At 64.6% G+C, this 16546-nt stretch carries 15 protein-coding genes; 3 read left to right on the forward strand and 12 right to left on the reverse strand.

Annotated features, from left to right (window positions below; translation table 11 throughout):
* Positions 1–63: 63 nt before the first annotated feature.
* The 3 genes from J2R80_RS04820 to J2R80_RS04830 all read right to left on the reverse strand — a co-directional run bounded on the left by J2R80_RS04820 (position 64) and on the right by J2R80_RS04830 (position 3296).
* Complete coding sequence (locus J2R80_RS04820) at positions 64–936, reverse strand: DMT family transporter (RefSeq protein WP_092083093.1); 873 nt, start codon at positions 934–936, stop codon at positions 64–66.
* 187 nt (positions 937–1123) lie between these two features.
* A complete protein-coding gene (gene phbB, locus J2R80_RS04825) occupies positions 1124–1849 on the reverse strand; it encodes an acetoacetyl-CoA reductase (protein WP_016841131.1) in 726 nt (241 codons plus the stop codon).
* A 268-nt stretch (positions 1850–2117) separates the two neighbouring features.
* The gene (locus J2R80_RS04830) at positions 2118–3296 is read right to left on the reverse strand and encodes an acetyl-CoA C-acetyltransferase (protein ID WP_057015573.1); all 1179 of its coding nucleotides are present in this window, start codon (positions 3294–3296) and stop codon (positions 2118–2120) included.
* 313 nt (positions 3297–3609) lie between these two features.
* Here J2R80_RS04830 and phaR point away from each other — a divergent pair, with 313 nt between their 5' ends.
* A complete protein-coding gene (phaR, locus tag J2R80_RS04835; RefSeq protein ID WP_057015574.1) occupies positions 3610–4200 on the forward strand; it encodes a polyhydroxyalkanoate synthesis repressor PhaR in 591 nt (196 codons plus the stop codon).
* 125 nt (positions 4201–4325) lie between these two features.
* On the opposite strand, the gene J2R80_RS04840 is transcribed toward phaR, so the two are convergent.
* From J2R80_RS04840 to J2R80_RS04865, 6 genes are all read right to left on the reverse strand, one after another.
* A complete protein-coding gene (locus J2R80_RS04840) occupies positions 4326–4712 on the reverse strand; it encodes a RidA family protein (RefSeq protein WP_076824761.1) in 387 nt (128 codons plus the stop codon).
* A 257-nt stretch (positions 4713–4969) separates the two neighbouring features.
* Positions 4970–7303: an acetamidase/formamidase family protein gene (locus tag J2R80_RS04845; RefSeq protein WP_253638097.1), complete on the reverse strand. Its 2334-nt coding sequence runs from the start codon at positions 7301–7303 to the stop codon at positions 4970–4972.
* A gap of 82 nt (positions 7304–7385) precedes the next feature.
* On the reverse strand, positions 7386–8627 hold the full coding sequence (locus J2R80_RS04850) for an acetamidase/formamidase family protein (RefSeq protein ID WP_076824697.1): 1242 nt from the start codon (positions 8625–8627) through the stop codon (positions 7386–7388).
* A 40-nt stretch (positions 8628–8667) separates the two neighbouring features.
* Entirely contained in the window at positions 8668–10278 is a 1611-nt protein-coding gene (locus J2R80_RS04855) for an amino acid ABC transporter permease/ATP-binding protein (RefSeq protein ID WP_253638098.1), read from the reverse strand.
* Positions 10279–10310: 32 nt separating this feature from the next.
* On the reverse strand, positions 10311–11204 hold the full coding sequence (locus J2R80_RS04860) for an ABC transporter substrate-binding protein (protein WP_375162553.1): 894 nt from the start codon (positions 11202–11204) through the stop codon (positions 10311–10313).
* A 204-nt stretch (positions 11205–11408) separates the two neighbouring features.
* Positions 11409–13100 (reverse strand): bifunctional diguanylate cyclase/phosphodiesterase, encoded by a 1692-nt coding sequence (locus J2R80_RS04865; RefSeq protein WP_253638099.1) that lies wholly within the window; start codon positions 13098–13100, stop codon positions 11409–11411.
* A 219-nt stretch (positions 13101–13319) separates the two neighbouring features.
* Here J2R80_RS04865 and J2R80_RS04870 point away from each other — a divergent pair, with 219 nt between their 5' ends.
* A complete protein-coding gene (locus J2R80_RS04870; protein ID WP_069279792.1) occupies positions 13320–13604 on the forward strand; it encodes a hypothetical protein in 285 nt (94 codons plus the stop codon).
* A 7-nt stretch (positions 13605–13611) separates the two neighbouring features.
* On the opposite strand, the gene J2R80_RS04875 is transcribed toward J2R80_RS04870, so the two are convergent.
* From J2R80_RS04875 to mtgA, 3 genes are all read right to left on the reverse strand, one after another.
* Positions 13612–14247 (reverse strand): hypothetical protein, encoded by a 636-nt coding sequence (locus J2R80_RS04875; protein WP_168859167.1) that lies wholly within the window; start codon positions 14245–14247, stop codon positions 13612–13614.
* Positions 14248–14390: 143 nt separating this feature from the next.
* Complete coding sequence (gene rpmF / locus J2R80_RS04880) at positions 14391–14576, reverse strand: 50S ribosomal protein L32 (RefSeq protein ID WP_021077536.1); 186 nt, start codon at positions 14574–14576, stop codon at positions 14391–14393.
* Between the two features lie 160 nt (positions 14577–14736).
* Positions 14737–15408 (reverse strand): monofunctional biosynthetic peptidoglycan transglycosylase, encoded by a 672-nt coding sequence (gene mtgA / locus J2R80_RS04885; protein ID WP_253640929.1) that lies wholly within the window; start codon positions 15406–15408, stop codon positions 14737–14739.
* Between the two features lie 199 nt (positions 15409–15607).
* On the opposite strand from mtgA, the gene J2R80_RS04890 reads away from it, so the two are divergent.
* Positions 15608–16528, forward strand: coding sequence for a polyprenyl synthetase family protein (locus J2R80_RS04890; RefSeq protein WP_076824685.1), 921 nt, complete (start codon positions 15608–15610; stop codon positions 16526–16528).
* The last annotated feature ends 18 nt before the right edge of the window (positions 16529–16546 follow it).

Here is a 16546-nt window from a genome sequence, read left to right on the forward strand (position 1 = left end):
AGCGAAACCCATCAATTCCTATCTACTCTGCGGGATGATGGGTTTCGCTTCGCTCTCCCCATCCTACGTTCTTTTTCTCAGCACCATGTCCTTTGCCGCGATCAGCCCGCCGCCGGCGATCAGGATCGCGGCGATCGCGATATTGGCACTCGGCTTGGCAAACCCCGCTGCTATCAGGAACGCGGTCGAGAGCAGCGGCGTGGCATAGGAGGCGGCACCGAGCACGCGGATGTCGCCGCGCTTCATGCCGATATCCCAGGCGAAGAACGCGGCCCCCACCGGACCGATGCCGAGCGCGACGACGGCAAGCCACTGCAGCGGCGTCGCGGGCCACACCGTCGTCTCCACCATCATGTGCACCAGCGCCGCAAGCACGGCGGTCGCGAGGCAGAAGCCGGCCACCGCATCGGTCGGCACCGCCTTGAGCCGGCGCGACATCACCGAATAGGACGCCCACACGAACGCCGCGACGAAGGCGGCCGCGAAGCCTGGAATCTGCTCTTTTGTGAAGGCGCCGGTGTTGCCGGCGAACAGCAGCACGGTGCCGGCGAGCCCGAGCAGCGCGCCGACGATGTGATGCACCGCAAGCCGCTCGCCCGGCAGCAGTGACGAGAACAGCACGATCAACAGCGGCCAGAGATAATTGAGCAGGCCGGCCTCGGCCGGCGGGGCGAAGCGCAGCGCCAGGAAATACAGCGCGTGATAGCCGAACAGCCCGCCGACGCCGACGACCCAGGCGACCAGCGGTTGCTTCAACGCGCCGAAGGCTGACGGACGCAACAGGAAGCTCGCGAACGCGACCGCGGCGCCGATCGCAAAGGTCATGGCCGCGAGCTGGAACGCCGGGATCGCCCCGGTCGCGACCGTCATGACCGACAGCAGCGACCACATCAGGATGGCGGTCAGTCCGACAAGGGTGGCAGTTCGGGTCGTCATCTCAATTCAATCCGTCGTGGCCGGGCATGACTATCCAAAGGATGGCGGTCTGAAGCCGCTCGCCGATGTCCCGGCCGGCCACGTCTTCCTTCGCGTGTGGCGCGTTGTAAAGACGAAAATGCCCGGCACAAGGCCGGGCATTCGCTACTTGATTGTGCGCGCCTGCGACGCGACGACGCTACTCGCGTCAGGCGTGATACTGGCCGCCGTTCACCGTCAGCGTCGAGCCGGTGATGAAACCGGCATCGTCGGCGGCGAGGAACACCACGGCCCGCGCGATCTCTTCGGGTTCGCCGAGCCGGGCGACCGGAATCTGCGGGATCACGTTCTTCTCGAGCACGTCCTTCGGCACCGCCTGCACCATCTCGGTGTTGATATAGCCGGGGCAGATCACGTTCACGGTGATGCCGCCCTTGGCGTTCTCCAGCGCCAAGGCCTTGGTGAAGCCGATGTCGCCGGCCTTGGCCGCGGAGTAGTTGACCTGGCCGAACTGGCCTTTCTGGCCGTTGATGGAGGAGATCGAGATGACACGGCCGAACTTGCGGGCGCGCATGCCCTCGATCACCTGGCGCGTCATGTTGAACAGCGAGCCGAGGTTGGTGTTGATCACGGCATTCCACTGCTCGACCGTCATCTTGTGGAACGCGGTATCCTTGGTGATGCCGGCATTGTTGACGAGCACGTCGACCGGGCCGAGATCGGCCTCGACCTGCTTGACGCCGGCCGCGCAGGCGTCGAACGAGGCGACGTCCCACTTGTAGACCGGAATCCCGCTCTCCGCCTTGAACTTCTCCGCCGCGGCGTCATTGCCGGCGTAGCTCGCCGCCACCTTGTAGCCCGCCGCTTTCAGCGCCTTGCTGATCGCAGCTCCAATACCGCGCGTTCCGCCCGTCACCAATGCAACACGTGCCATGTCCGTTTCCTCCTTGGCCGTCTTTTATAACCGGATAACTCCGGCCTACGCACTCACTCAACAAAGCGCGATGAGATCAGGTTGAATTGTCATCGCGCTTTGGCTCCCTTTTTTGAGCATGATCTTCTCGGAAAACCGCTTCACACTTTTCCGGATCATGCTGTCGAAACAAAAATGCCCGGCGCAAAGCCGGGCATCTTATTTATCAGCTCGCTTCGCGGTTGACAGATGATCTTTTCATCACCTAACCGGCCTCGCTGCCTTTTGTTCAGTCGCGTGCAACGCACATAGCGATGCCCATGCCGCCGCCGATGCACAGCGTCGCGAGGCCCTTCTTGGCATCGCGCTTCTGCATCTCGTGCAGCAGCGTCACCAGCACGCGCGCACCCGACGCGCCGACCGGATGGCCGATCGCGATCGCGCCGCCATTGACGTTGACCTTGGCCGGATCCCAGCCGAGGTCCTTGTTCACCGCGCAAGCCTGCGCCGCGAACGCCTCGTTGGCCTCGATCAGATCGAGGTCGGCGATGTTCCAGCCGGCCTTCTTCAGCGCGGCGCGCGAAGCGGGGATCGGGCCGGTGCCCATGATCTTGGGGTCGACGCCGGCTTGGCCCCACGATACGATGCGGGCCAGCACCTTCTTGCCCTGCTTGGCGGCTTCCTTGGCGGTCATCAGCACGACGGCGGCGGCGCCGTCATTGATGCCCGAGGCGTTGCCCGCGGTCACGGTGCCGTCCTTCTCGAAGGCCGCGCGGAGCTTGGCCATCGCGTCGAGCGTGGCGCCGTGGCGCGGATACTCGTCGGTGTCGACCACGATATCGCCCTTGCGGGACTTGATGGTGACCGGGACGATCTCGTCCTTGAACTTGCCGGCCTTCTGCGCCGCCTCGGCCTTGTTCTGCGAACTGACCGCGAACTCGTCCTGCTGCGACCGGGTGATCTGGTACTGCTTGGCGACGTTCTCGGCGGTGTTGCCCATGTGGTAGCCGTTGAAGGCATCCCACAGCCCGTCCTTGATCATGGTGTCGATCAGCTCGAGCCCGCCCATCTTGACGCCGCCACGCAGATATTGCGCGTGCGGGGCCATGCTCATGGATTCCTGGCCACCCGCGACGACGATCGAGGAATCACCGTTGAGCAGCGCCTGGTAGCCGAGCGCCACGGTGCGCAGGCCCGAGCCGCAGAGCTGGTTGACGCCCCAGGCCGGGCTTTCCACCGGGATGCCGGCCGCGATCGAGGCCTGGCGGGCCGGGTTCTGGCCCTGCGCGGCGGTGAGGATCTGGCCCATGATGACTTCGGAGACCTGACCGCCCTCGACGCCGGCACGCTCCAGCGCCGCCTTGATGGCGATGGCCCCGAGGTCATGGGCCGGCGTGGTGGCGAAAGCGCCGTTGAAGCTACCGACGGGGGTGCGGGCGGCGCTGACGATGACGACATCGTCTGACATGGACATCTCCTATGGGTTGTAGCTGGGTTTCTCGACGGCGGGCGGCCGATTTGGCGGGCCTGTCTCTTGACGGCTATCCTGTAAACCTCGTTGAGACATGTCAATCGCACTGTCGGGCAAATCGCGCCGCGACGCACTCAAAATGACGCCCTTGGCACTTTCCTGAGCAAATCCTATGCTTTGGAATTAACCGCACAGCACAAAACTGTAGCCGAACCGCTTTGAAAATGCTTACCTTTGCTGCGATGCGTTGCATTTTGCCCTGCGGCGATGCCGTAGGGTTCCAGGTTCTTCGGTGTTGAAGTGAGAGCCCATGGCAAAATCTGAACAACCGACCACGATCAAGAAATACGCGAACCGGCGGCTCTATAATACCGGGACGAGCACCTATGTCACGCTCGAGGATCTCGCGGCGATGGTGAAGGAAGGCGAAGATTTCCTCGTCTATGACGCCAAGACCGGCGACGACATTACCCGCTCCGTGCTCGCGCAAATCATCTTCGAGCAGGAAAACAAGGCCGGGCAGAACCTGCTGCCGACCACTTTCCTGCGCCAGCTGATCCGCTTCTACGGCGACAGCATGCAGATGGTGGTGCCGAAATATCTCGAACAGTCGATCGAGACGCTGACCAAGGAACAGGAAAAATTCCGCAAGCAGATCGCGGGCGCGCTGAGCGGCACACCGTTTGCGCCGCTGGAAGAACAGGTCCGCCGCAACATGGAGCTGTTCCAGCAGACCTTCTCGATGTTCAAGCCGTTCGTGCCGCAACGCGGTGGCGGCGAGGCCGACAAGGCGCCGGAGCCCACGCCCGATGACGGCAACATCGACGATCTTCGCCGCCAGATGAAGGACATGCAGGAACGCCTCGAGCGCATGTCGCAGCCGACGAAGAAGGACGAGTAGGTCTCGTTCAGGTCCGCTGCCGGCCCGGCCGGACCTCCGGCCGCCATCACTTCTGAAGTCCTGACGGCGGCTCTCGCCGACGTCGGGCGGTCTCCGTCTGGTCGAGCATACCCTCGCGGGCGCGTCTATGCAGGCCGGCGGCAGACGAGATCGATTTCGATCAACGCATCATAGGCGAGACCGGTGACGCCGACGCAGGTGCGGGCCGGCAGGCGGTCGGACGGGAAATAGCGGCGATAGGTCTCGTTCATCGCCGCATAATCTTCCTTGAAGCGCGTCAGATAGATGCGCGACATCACGATATGCTCGAGGCCGAGATCGAGGCCCGCAAGCACCACGCGCAGATTCTCCATCACCGCGCGGGTCTGCGCCACGATGCCCTCGGGCAATAGGCCGGGTGCGGCCGGCGTATCCGGCATCTGGCCGGTGACGAAAACGAAACCATCCGTCTCGACCGCGTGGCTGAACGGCGCGACCGGCTTCGGGCCGCCGGATATCATGTGAAATTGCAACGACGTCTCCTCGCCTGCTCTCTGATGGATCATGATGCGTTTCTACGGAATCGCATCATGATCTCATGTCTTTGTTCGAGCACGATCTTTCATGCTCTAGTGTCCCGAATCCGAAGTTCGCATCATTTGCCGCACCTTCGGAGCGAACTTCGGATTCGATAAGGACACTAGCAAATTTATGATTCTAGTGTGCTTTATGAGTGCGAAGTTCGTGAAAGTGGCTGCCGCGAAATCGCACGAACTTCGCATTCAGCACACTAGTTTTGCGGCGCGTGATCGAAGACGCGCTTGCTGAGAATGGCATGGACGCCCCAATTGCCGTCCACCACCTGCGTCACGCCGAAATCCACCGCCACCGACATCAGCGCGATCGCCTCGTCCTCGGTAAGGCCTTTGATGTTCATCAGGAAGCGGCGCATTTTGCGGAACGCATCCTTCATCGCGAGATCGAGCGACGAGGTCGCGTAGACCTCGCTCTGCCCCTTGGCGCCGAATTCGGCGAGATAGTTGGGATGACTGAAGCCCATCAGCACCCAGTCGGCTTCAGTCTCGATCAGCGGATAGGTAAGATCGGCGAAGGGCTGATTGGTAAGCTCGTTCTTCTTGTGCAGGATGACCCGGAACGTGCCGGTCATCGAACATTCGATGGCGGTGCCGCCGAGTTCGCCGTCACCCTGCGCAGCATGGGGATCGCCGACTGACAATAGCGCGCCCGGCACCGACACCGGCAGATAGACCGTCGAGCCCTTGCCGAGCCGCCAATTGTCGAGATTGCCGCCGAAATATGCGGGCGGGACGGAATCGACAAGCTCGGCCTCGCGCGGCGCAAGCGCGATGACTCCGAAATGCGGGCGCAGCGGAATGCGGATGCCGTCGAGCACGTCGTGGCGGCGCCGCACCGATGACGGCGGGATCGGAATGCCCGGATAGTCGTAAGTCTTGTGCAGCGTCCCGAACGGATCGGTCTGCGGCTCCCAGCGATAGGAATACAGCGCACGGGCATGCGGCGCGTCATCGTCGTCGACGATCTCGTAGATCGTCACCGCCTCATGGGCGTTCTGCTCGGCGAGGAACTCCTTGTAGTGATAGCCCCACCAGGCCGCGACGCTGCTGCCGAACACGCGGCCCTCGAAGTCCGGATTGCGGCTCGCGCGCGGCGCGATGTCGAGGATGCGGATTTCCAGTACGTCCCCTGGCTCCGCATCCTTCACGGCCACCGGCCCGGTGCAAATGTGAACGCCGAATCCCTCGCCGGCGCCGCGGCCGTAGATCGAGGCATCGAGCGGGCCGGCGCCGCGGCGATCGACGTTCTTCCGATCGCGCGTCCAGTGGAACACGCTCTCCGCGCCTGGATCACCCTTGATCATGCGCTCGGGATCGTCGGAGGCGTGCTGGGTCAGCGTCTCAATGGTGATGGTGTCGCCGGAGCCGATCTCGACCTGCGGCGGCAACGAATGGCTGAAATAGCCCCAATGCACGCGCGAGGCATCCGCGGCGAGATGGTGATGGCGCGGCGCGTCCGCGATCTCCACGTCGTGCGCGTTGAATGGCGCAGCCGTCCTGCGCGCCAGCGCTGCGCGCCGGCTGCACAGCTGCGCCAGCGCCTGTTGAGGCCAGCCGCGTTGCACCGTGGCCGCGGATGCGGTCTGCCGCTCGGCTTCATGCTGGCGGAATTCGCGCGGCGACAGACCGAAGCGCTGGCGAAACGCGCGGCTGAAATGGGCAGAGTCGTTGAAGCCGACGCGGAACGCGATCTCGGAAATCGAACGATGCGCCTCGGCGGGATTCGACAGATCGGCCCAGGTGCGCTGCAGCCGACGTTCGCGCAGGTAATGCGTGAAACTGGTGCCGGCCCCCTCGAACAGCTTTTGCAGATAGCGTTCAGAAATGCCCTCGGCACTGGCGATTTTGACCGGCGTCAGATCGGGTTCCTCGAGGCTGCGTTCGACGGTCTGGCACAGGCGATGCAGCGTCGCTGCCTTGGAAGCGCCGCCGCCGCGATCGCCCGCCGTCTCGCCGTGCTGACGCATGAAGGTCGGCAGCAGATCGGCGAGACTTCGCGCCAGCGCCGTCCATTCGACATCGGACAGCGCGTCGAGATCGCGCGCGGCGAGCTCCATCATCTGCGCGAATACGCTGCCAAAGCCGCCGGGCTGGAGCACCCGCACCTCGCCGCCTTGCAACGTGGCGCGATGGCGATGTGCCGGTTCGGACGTCACCGACAGCACTACCGCGCGCATCTCGCGCTGGAACGACACGCTCCAGTCCCCTGCGCGTGGCAGCAAGAGAAGATGCCGCGCAGCAACGATCTGATAACCGGTGGTCGTCTTCAGCGCCACCCCGTCTTCGAGCGGCAGCAGCACCAGCGGATGATCGGCCACAGCATCCGTGCGCGGCGACACCGATTGTTGCCCTGCCGAAAGCCTGGCCAGCGTCACGCCCTGAAAGCTGCGCCGCACCGCGATGGCATGGCCGGCATGGGTGCTCGTGGCGACCGTGGGCTGCAAGCCGACCGACGCCAGGACGTCCCGCCACGCCTCGGGGCGGTCGCCTTCGGAGTAGGATTCACTCGTGAACGGACGCAACCTCATGCATCGACCTTTATGGCCGAAGCGAAGCAATCTCCGTGCCATCCTCAAGGATGACACGTCCTGCTCGGCGGCCGGCGCGTGATCAGTCACACCGGAACACGTTCTTGCGGATGGTCCCGTGCACGCCCCAATTGGCGTCGACCACCTGCGTCACGCCAAAATCTGCCCCCACCGACATCAGCGAGATCGCCTCGTCCTCGCTGAGCTTGTGCACCGTCATCAGGAAGCGCCGCATCTTGCGAAAGGCGTCGCGCATGGCGCGGTCGAGGCTGGAGTGATTGGCGATTTCGAGCTGCGCATTGGCGCCGAGCTCGGCAAGATAGTTCGGGTAGGTGAAGCCGTAGACCGACCAGGCGTCGGGGGTTTCCAGCATCGGATGCGTCAGGCCTTCGAGCTGTGTGCCGCCGAGATCGCGATGCTTGTGCAGGATGAATTCGAAATCGCCGGTGAGCGAGGTCTCGATCGCCGTGCCGCCGAGCTCGCTGTCGCCCTGCGCGGCATGCGGATCACCGACCGAAAAGAACGCACCGGGCACCGCAACCGGATAGAACATCTTGGCCCCCTTGCCGACGCGCCAGTCGTCGATGTTGCCGCCGGTATAGCTCGGCGGGATCGAGGAGACGAAATCCTGCTCCGACGGCGCGAGGCCCATGGTGCCAAAATGCAGCCGCGCGGGCACACGGACATTGCTCAGAACATTCTCACGCTTGACGACGGTGGCGTGATCGACGCGGACGCCGGGATAATCGATGGTCGGGTGCACGATGCCATCAGGATCAGTCTGCGGCGTCCAGACATAGTTGTAGACCGCTTTGGCGAAAGGCTCACCCGACGCGTCGAGCTCGAAGATCGTCACCACTTCGCGCGGCTTCGGCTCTTCGATCAGGTCGTGATAGTGAAAGCCCCAATTGGCCGCGACGTTGGAGCCGAAGCATTTGCCGGCATGGCAGGCCTTGCAGGCCGGCCTCGGTCGCACGTCAAGAATGCGAACCTCCAGCACGTCGCCCGGCTCGGCGCCTTCGATCGCCACCGGACCGGTGAGCAGGTGCACGCCGACGCCTTCGCCGGAGCCGCGGATGAACGGCCCTTCGATGGGCCCCGAACCGCGCCGCACCACCGCCTTGTGCTCGCGCGTCCATTTGAACACGCTCTCGGCACCCGGATCGCCCTCGATCATGCGCTCGTAATCGTCATTGGCGTGATGCGTCAGCGTCTCGATGGTCGCGCGGTCGCCGGACTTCAGCTTCAATGCCGGCGCCACGACCTTGCTGAAATAGCCCCAATGCACAGTCTTCGCAGATACCGGCAGCAGATGATGTTTCACGCAGGGGTCCTCACGCGGATGGAAACGGAACGGGTTCTATTCATGCGACCTCGGCCTCCATGGCATTGAGGAAACGCTGCGCGACCGGATTGCGCGGATTGCTCAGCACCTCGTCGGCCGGGCCCTCCTCGACGATCGCGCCATCCGCCAGCAGCACCACGCGATCAGCGACTTCACTGGCGAAGCGCAGTTGATGGGTTGAGATGATCATGGTGAGGCCGTCTTCCACCGCGAGGCGACGGATCACTTCAAGGACCTCATTGACGAGTTCGGGATCGAGCGCGGAGGTCGGCTCATCCAGCAACAGCACGCTGGGATTCGGCGCGATCGCACGGGCGATGGCGACGCGCTGCTGCTGGCCACCGGAGAGATGCCGCGGCAGCGCATCGGCGCGGTGGCTGAGGCCGACGCGCCCGAGCAGTTCGGTCGCCCGGCGATCCGCATCGATGCGCGACACGCCATGCACCCAGCGCAGCGGCCCGGCGATGTTCTCCTTCGCGGTGAGGTGACCGAACAGGTTGAACTGCTGGAACACCATACCGACACCGACCTCGGCGCGCGCCTGCGCCAACAGTCGCGGCGACAGCGCCTTGCCGCTATCGCTGAAGCCGAGCCGGCGACCGCCGACCTTGATGCTGCCGTCGTTCCAGAGTTCGAGATTGTTGATACAGCGGAGCAGCGTGCTCTTGCCGGAGCCGGACGGCCCGAGCAGCGCGACCACCTCGCCGATTCGCACCGTGAGATCAACGCCGGCGAGCACCATTTGCTTGTCATAGCTTTTGCGCAATGCGGCAACATCGACCGCCACATTGTTCCGCTTCAGGGTCTCGTTGCGTTTGGCGCGATCGACACGCTCGGTCTGCACCCGCGGCGGCGGCAATTCGGCGACACCGGCATCGGGCAAGATCTCGGGCGGCGCGTCCTCGGCCGCAATCAGCGGATCATCGAGTCCCTGCGCGCGATACCACGGCATCATCCGCATCAGTTTGATCTGCTTCGATGCGCGGTCGAGATCGAACAGCCATTCGAGGAACAGCTGGATGCCGGCGATCGCCGCGGTAAGGAACAGATAGATCAGGCCCGAGGCGAAGAAGATCGAGAAGAAATCAAAAGTTGCCGACGCCATCTGGGTCGAACGCAACGTCAGCTCCTGCACGGCGATCACCGACGCCAGCGAGGAATTCTTCAGCGCGCTGACGGTCTCGTTGCCGAAAGCGGGGATCATCGAGCGGATCGCCTGCGGAGCGATGATCCGGCGCATCAGGACGCCGGGCGTCATGCCGAGCGCCTGCCCGGCCAGCACCTGGCCGCGATCGACGCCGAGCACGCCGGAGCGCAGCATCTCGGCGATGAACGGAGCTTCGTTGCAGGCCAGCGCGAGGCCGGCGGCGAGAATGGCCGGTAGCTTGATGCCGATCTGCGGCAGGGCATTATAGGCGAACACCATCTGCAGGATCAGCGGCGTGCCGCGAAAGATCACGGTGTAGACCCGGGCGAAGGACGCCAACGCCTTGAAGCGGCTGAGTTGCATCCACGCCAGGATCACACCGAGGATCAGGCCGCCGAGCAGACCGAGGGCGGTGACCTGCAAGGTCGCCTGAATGCCCTCAATCATATACGGCATGGTCAAATAGTGGAGGAACAGCTCCATGGAGCATGTCGTCCTTTTGCCGGTGCTGGGGCCTACTTGACCGTCAGCAGACCGGGCTCGATCAGGTTCTCCGGATCGAGATTCCACTTCTTCAGCAACGCGAGCTGATCGCCCGATTTGTAGATCTCGGTCAGCGCCGCCTTCACGGCATCGCGGAAGGCCGGTTTGTCCTTGGGCACGCCGATGCCGACCTTGTACGGGATCGTCACCGCGATAGCTTTTTCGAGCTTGTCCGGATAGGCCTTCACCGCATTGTCGACGGTGTTGACGTCGTTGACATAGGTGTCGGCGCGTCCGGCCAGAATCGCCTGGATGCAGTTGGCGTTGTTGTCGTAGAGCTGAATGGTCGGCTCAGGCTTGCCCTCCTTCTTGCACTCCGGCACGAGCGCCTGGATCAGCGGAACTTCAACGTAGCCTGTGTTCTCGGCCGCTGCCGCACCGCACATCGAGGTGTTGATGCCGGAGATCTTCTTCGGATTGCCCTTGGCGACCAATACGCCGTCGAACACCTTCGAATAGGTGATGAAGTCGGCCGCCTTGGCACGCTCTTCCGTGGCGTAGATGTCGGAGATCACAATGTCGGCCTGACCACTGGACAGCGTGGTCAGAAGTGCGGCGAAGGTCACCGCCTTGTAGGTCAGCTTGAAGCCGAGGCATTCGCCGATCTGCTCGCCGAGATCGATATCGAAGCCGACATATTTGCTCGGATCCTTCGGATCGATCGACTCGTAGCCCGGCGTATGCGGATTGATTGCGTTGACGAGGGTCATGCCCTTCCAGTCCGGATACTTTGCCTGCAGCTCCGCACAGGCGGCCGGCGCAGCTGCCCTGGCGTCGGTTGGAGCACCGACGCCCACAACGAGCAATGCCCCTAACGCTGCGATGTGCATGAGTTTGTACGCGCGCGGAAAAGATAACGTGACCATTCGATCCTCTTTCGACGTTGTCATGGCGCAAGCCACGGTCCAAACCTCGAAGAAGTAAACGGCGGTCTCCGGCGGAAAACTTGTCTGGGGACGCACAATTAATTGGATGAACTCCCGCCAAACCTTGGGCAGGACGCGCTCATATTTTGAGCAATCCCTTTCGCGGGTATCACGACCGATATTGTGAAACGGCCTATGGCCGCTTCAGCCCGTGGCGGGCACGGGCTTCTCCGCCGACGCGTTCCACGGGCGGTCCGGCGAGGCGAGGCCGATCAGGCGGCCCTGGATGAAGTCGCAGCCCCATTCGCGCAGCATCACGGCGGCTTCCTCGTCCTGCACCCATTCGGCGACCGTCCTGATCTCGAGGCGGCGGGCGAGATCGATCAGCGTTTGCACGAAAGCGCGGTCGTCGGCCGAACGCACGATGTTCTGCACGAAGGCGCCGTCGATCTTCACGATGTCGACGCCGAGCTTGCGCAAGTTGCGGAACGAGGTGTAGCCGGCGCCGAAATCGTCGATCGCGATCCGGCTGCCGAAGTTCTTCAGGCGCGTGACAAAGCCGCGCACGTCGTCGATATCCTGGATCGCCACCGTCTCGGTGATCTCGACGATCAGCCGCTCGCCGACGCCGGGATGCGCGCGCATCAGGGATTCGATGGTGGCCCACCAGTCCGGATCCATCGTGGTGTCGGGCGAGATGTTGAGGCTGAGCTGTACGCCGGGAGCGGCAGCGAGCTCGGCGATGGCGAGCTCCAGCACACGGTGATCGACCAGCCGGATCAGGCCGAGCCGCTCGGCGACCGGCACGATATCGGGCGCGAGCAGCGCGCGGCCGTCGTCCTGCTCCATCCGGACCAGGCACTCGTAGAACGCGGGCTGCCGCAGGCGCGCATCGACCACGGGCTCGAAGCCGATCACGATGCGGCGCTCGTTCAGCGCGGTGACGATCTCGTCGGTGACGCGGATGTTGACGCGGCGCTGGGCGTCGCGCTCGACATTCGGCTTCCACAGCGCGAACGATCCGGCGCGGCGGCTCTTGGCCGCGTCCAGCGTCTCCTGGGCGCGATTGACCGCCTCCTCCGCCGACCGCGCATGGCGGGGAATGGTGACGGCGCCGATCGAGACCGTCACCGATACCGGGCCGGACTTGGTCGGCACCACCTCGTCGCGCACCGCGGCCAGGAAGCGCTCGGCCGCGACATTGGTGTCGTCGACGGTGCAGTTGCGCAGGATCAGGCCGAACTTGTTGCCGGAGAAGCGGCCGAGCATGTCGCCGCTGCGCAGCCGCGCACGAATCCGCTTCGCGACCTCGGCGATGACGGCGTCGGCGACATCGAAGCCAAAGGCATCGTTGACGCGCGCGAGGTGATCGATGCCGATCAGCATGAAGGCGCAGGAGGAGCGGAAGCGCGCGCACTCCTCCATCGTCTCGGCGAGCGAGGCGATCAGATGGGTGCGGTTGAGCTCATTGGTCAGCGGGTCGTGCCGCGACAGCTTCAGCAGCTGCTCGTCGCGGGCATGCCGCTCATTGTTGATGCGGACGACGCCCTGCACGCGCGCCGGCCTGCCGTCGGCGCCGGCAAACCAGCAGCCGGTCTCCTCGATCCAGATCACCGGCGCCGAGGTGACGGCCCGCACGCCATATTCGATCCGGTAGGGAACGCCCTCCCCGCCGCGTACCGGCGCCGGCGCGCCGAGCGCATCGGATCGCACCGAGCGCGATGGCTCGATCAGCTTTGCAAGCTCGGCGCCGCTCGCCAGCGCCGCGACCGGGATATCCGGGAAGACCGCCGCCACATTGTCGCTCCAGGCGATCGCATCGCTCGCGAGGTCCCAGGCGAATGTCGCTTGGCCGAGCGAGGCGAGGATGCTGGCAGCTGGCGGGACAGGGGGCATCGAACATGTCTCGATTTGGGACGGCGCCCGGTGATTCTACACGCTCTCAAGATAGTGGTTCCGGCGAATCCAACGCTAGGTGAAGTTGATAAATAATCTGGAAACCACGTTTTCGACTGTCCGGGAACGAACTGGGGACGGCGGGCATGACCCTTGCCACAGGGGTGTTGCGGAGGGCCGCAACGTCCCAAACTATGACGCTCCAACGGGTCGCAGACGATGCCGGATATCGATCAATCGGAAATCCTCGACGGCGAGTGCACCGGCGATGCTGCGGCGGCCAGCACGGCGCTGGTGCCGCTGGCCGCGACCACCCATTGGGCGCCCAAGATCCCGCTGCCGCATGCCGATCCGTCGTTTGTGGCTCACCTGATCGCAACCGCCGCACACGAGCCGCAGACGCGCGGGCAGCGGCGTGGGTCATTGGCCGACGCGCAGAGCGCTTACGGCCCGCATGTCGACGAACGCCGCAGCGTGGCGCGGCGGACCCGGCAGATAATCTAGGAAAATATCAGCGCTGCGGCGTGTCCGACGGCGGATGGCCGCCCGGCTGCAAATCCGGCGAGGTCACCGTCGGCTTTGGCGCGGACTGATCGAGCAGCACGGATTCCGCAACCGACGTCGCCGAGGGGACCGGTGCGGCCGGTGGCGGCGCGGCAGGCGCCGGTGCTGCGACAGGCGCGGGCTCGGAACGCGGCGTGGGCGCCTCTGCCGGCGGCGCGGGCTGCGGCGCCTCGGGTTGCGGCCTGCTGACGCTCGGTGCCGCAGGCGCGACCATCGCACGGCGGCGGGTGCGCAGCGCAATTCCGGAAATGAAATCGACCAGCGCCAGCAGCGTGAGCAGGCCATAGGTCGAGTTGCCGAATTTCGGCCAGAGCACGAATTCGGCGGCGGCGGCGCCGAACACGATCAGCGACAGCAGATGGTCGGTGAGATATTTCGCGCCGGGGCGCGCGCCCTTGATGACCTCGAGCAGCAACAGCAGCACGGCGGCGGCGAGCAGCATGTCGCTGAGCGTGATCTGCCACTGCTCGCCCGACAGCAATGTCAGCCTGATCAGCGGGTCGGTGAACGACACGCCGGGCATCAGGAAAGCGATGATGTTGTAGACCGCGAGCGGAACGAGCAGCAGCGGAAAACCGACCATCGGGGCTTGCGCCTTATTCAGGGAGAACCAGCAATGCGGCGATGCTCATTGGCCTCGCCGCGGACGCGCCCGTCTTGGCCGCACTCGTTGACCGAATTCAGGCGCCGCGCCGCATGGCTGCGGCGCGTAGGCCGAATGTCCGATCAGGACTCTTTCTTGGCCTTCAGGACCTGGCGGCCCTTGTACATGCCGGTCTTCAGGTCGAGGTGGTGCGGACGGCGCAGTTCGCCGGAGTCCTTGTCCTCGACATAGGTCGGGGTCTTGATCGCATCGGCCGAACGGCGCATGCCACGGCGCGACGGCGAGGTTTTTCTTCTGGGAACGGCCATGACGGTGTCCTCTAGGGGTGTTGCGGAGGCATCGTCCGAAATGGGGACGAGCGCACAGCGCTTCAAAGCGCCAGCTGCGATGCCGGTAAGGCCGCGCTTATAGAGGAAGGCACTGCGTAAAGCTAGGGCCGGAGACAGCAAAAAGCGTCCGAAATCGGCCTCAGGAGCCGCGATTTTCGCGCCAGCAGCGCGTCACGGAGTTGGCCCGGACCATATAGGTGGCGGACAGCCTGCGGACCCCCGGGCCGGGGTTCCGGGCGCTCCTCTTGACCGGATTCGGCAGGATCGCGGCCAAAAGCGCGGCCTCGCGGGCTGACAGCCCCGCGGCGGACCGGCCGAAGGCATATTGGGCGCCGGCTTCGGCGCCGAACTGGCCGGACGGGCCCATTTCCGCGATATTGAGGTAGATTTCCAGGATCCGCTGCTTGGGCAGCACGAGATCGATCCAGAGGGCCAGCGGCAGTTCCAGCCCCTTGCGGATCACGCTGCGGCCGGACCACAGGAACAGGTTCTTGGCGACCTGCTGGGTGATGGTCGAGCCGCCGCGGGCCACCTCGCCATCCTCGGCTTCGTCGAGCACCTCGCGCAGCGCGCCCCAGTCGATGCCCCGATGCTTGCAGAAATGAGCATCCTCCGAGCCGACCACGGACCGCACCAGATAAGGCGACATCGCGCCGAAATCGATCCAGTGCCGCGTCACCGGGGCCCCGCGCAGGGTCCGCCACGCCATCAGCGCCGAAACCGGATGGCCGGTGCGATAGAACGGCGCCACCAGATACGGCAGCAACAGCAGCGCCAGCAAAAGCAGCAATAAAATTCGGACGATGCGCAAAACAGGGGTTTCCGGGGAGGACCATTCCAGGAAGGATTTGGGACCCGCCCGCCAGAACACGGCCGGCGCCGTCGACGTCTGCGGGATAATTCACGGTTTTTCCAGCACTTTTAAGGCGCATTCCGTCGCAGGGCGGGAATTGACGAAGCCGATGCCATCAACGATTGTCCGGCCGAAAATCGATCTGGAGCAATTCTTAATGACGACCGGTACTGCAGAGTTTTCCAAGCGGCTGGACCAGACCGCGGAGGATACCGAAGCCCTGCTCGCCAAACTGCTGTCCGACGCGACCGAAAGCGATGAGATCGTGCGCCCGAAGCGGCTGATCGAGGCCATGCGCTATTCGAGCCTCGGCGGCGGCAAGCGGCTGCGGCCGTTCCTCGCGGTCGAGAGCGCGGCGGTGTTCGGCATCCCACGCGAATCCGCGCTGCTGGTCGGCGCCGCGCTGGAATGCATCCACTGCTACTCGCTGATCCACGACGATCTGCCGGCGATGGACAATTCCGATCTGCGCCGCGGCCGCCCGACCCTGCACAAGGCCTATGACGACGCCACCGCGATCCTCGCCGGCGACGCGCTGCTCACCATCGCCTTCGACATCATCACCCGTGATGCGATCCACAAGGACGCCCAGGTCCGCCTGCTCCTGACCCGCGCGCTGGCGCGCGCCTCCGGCGTCGGCGGCATGGCCGGCGGCCAGATCCTCGACCTCGCCGGCGAAGGCCGCTTCGGCGACCGCGAGCCGGTCGACGTCGCGCGCCTGCAGCAGATGAAGACCGGCGCGCTGCTGCGCTTCGGCTGCATCGCCGGCGCGATCCTCGGCCAGTCCTCGCAAAAGGAGTACCAGGCGCTCGACGATTACGGCAAAGCACTCGGTGAAGCCTTCCAGATCGCCGACGATCTGCTCGACGTCGAGGGCGATGCTGCCGCGCTCGGCAAGCCGGCCGGCGCTGACGCCGCGCTCGGCAAGACCACCTTCGTCACCCAGCTCGGCATCGATGGCGCCAAGCAGCGCGTCCGCGATCTCCTCGCGCGTGCCGACGCCGCGCTGTCGGTGTTCGGCGACCGAGGCGACGTGCTGCGCGCGGCCGCCCGCTTCGTCGCCGAGCGCAAGAACTAGCCGAGAGCACAGCGCGAA

Origin of the sequence: Bradyrhizobium sp. USDA 4541 (genome assembly GCF_024171085.1) — a bacterium.
In the GTDB taxonomy this organism is placed as follows: domain Bacteria; phylum Pseudomonadota; class Alphaproteobacteria; order Rhizobiales; family Xanthobacteraceae; genus Bradyrhizobium; species Bradyrhizobium australafricanum.

Coding starts and splice junctions, on each gene's coding strand:
- J2R80_RS04845 (WP_253638097.1), bottom strand. CDS start 7,303: ATGAGGTTGCGTCCGTTCACGAGTGAATCCTACTCCGAAGGCGACCGC.
- J2R80_RS04830 (WP_057015573.1), bottom strand. CDS start 3,296: ATGTCAGACGATGTCGTCATCGTCAGCGCCGCCCGCACCCCCGTCGGT.
- J2R80_RS04870 (WP_069279792.1), top strand. CDS start 13,320: ATGCCGGATATCGATCAATCGGAAATCCTCGACGGCGAGTGCACCGGC.
- phaR (WP_057015574.1), top strand. CDS start 3,610: ATGGCAAAATCTGAACAACCGACCACGATCAAGAAATACGCGAACCGG.
- rpmF (WP_021077536.1), bottom strand. CDS start 14,576: ATGGCCGTTCCCAGAAGAAAAACCTCGCCGTCGCGCCGTGGCATGCGC.
- phbB (WP_016841131.1), bottom strand. CDS start 1,849: ATGGCACGTGTTGCATTGGTGACGGGCGGAACGCGCGGTATTGGAGCT.
- J2R80_RS04875 (WP_168859167.1), bottom strand. CDS start 14,247: ATGGTCGGTTTTCCGCTGCTGCTCGTTCCGCTCGCGGTCTACAACATC.
- J2R80_RS04890 (WP_076824685.1), top strand. CDS start 15,608: ATGACGACCGGTACTGCAGAGTTTTCCAAGCGGCTGGACCAGACCGCG.
- J2R80_RS04865 (WP_253638099.1), bottom strand. CDS start 13,100: ATGCCCCCTGTCCCGCCAGCTGCCAGCATCCTCGCCTCGCTCGGCCAA.
- J2R80_RS04820 (WP_092083093.1), bottom strand. CDS start 936: ATGACGACCCGAACTGCCACCCTTGTCGGACTGACCGCCATCCTGATG.
- J2R80_RS04855 (WP_253638098.1), bottom strand. CDS start 10,278: ATGGAGCTGTTCCTCCACTATTTGACCATGCCGTATATGATTGAGGGC.
- J2R80_RS04860 (WP_375162553.1), bottom strand. CDS start 11,204: ATGGTCACGTTATCTTTTCCGCGCGCGTACAAACTCATGCACATCGCA.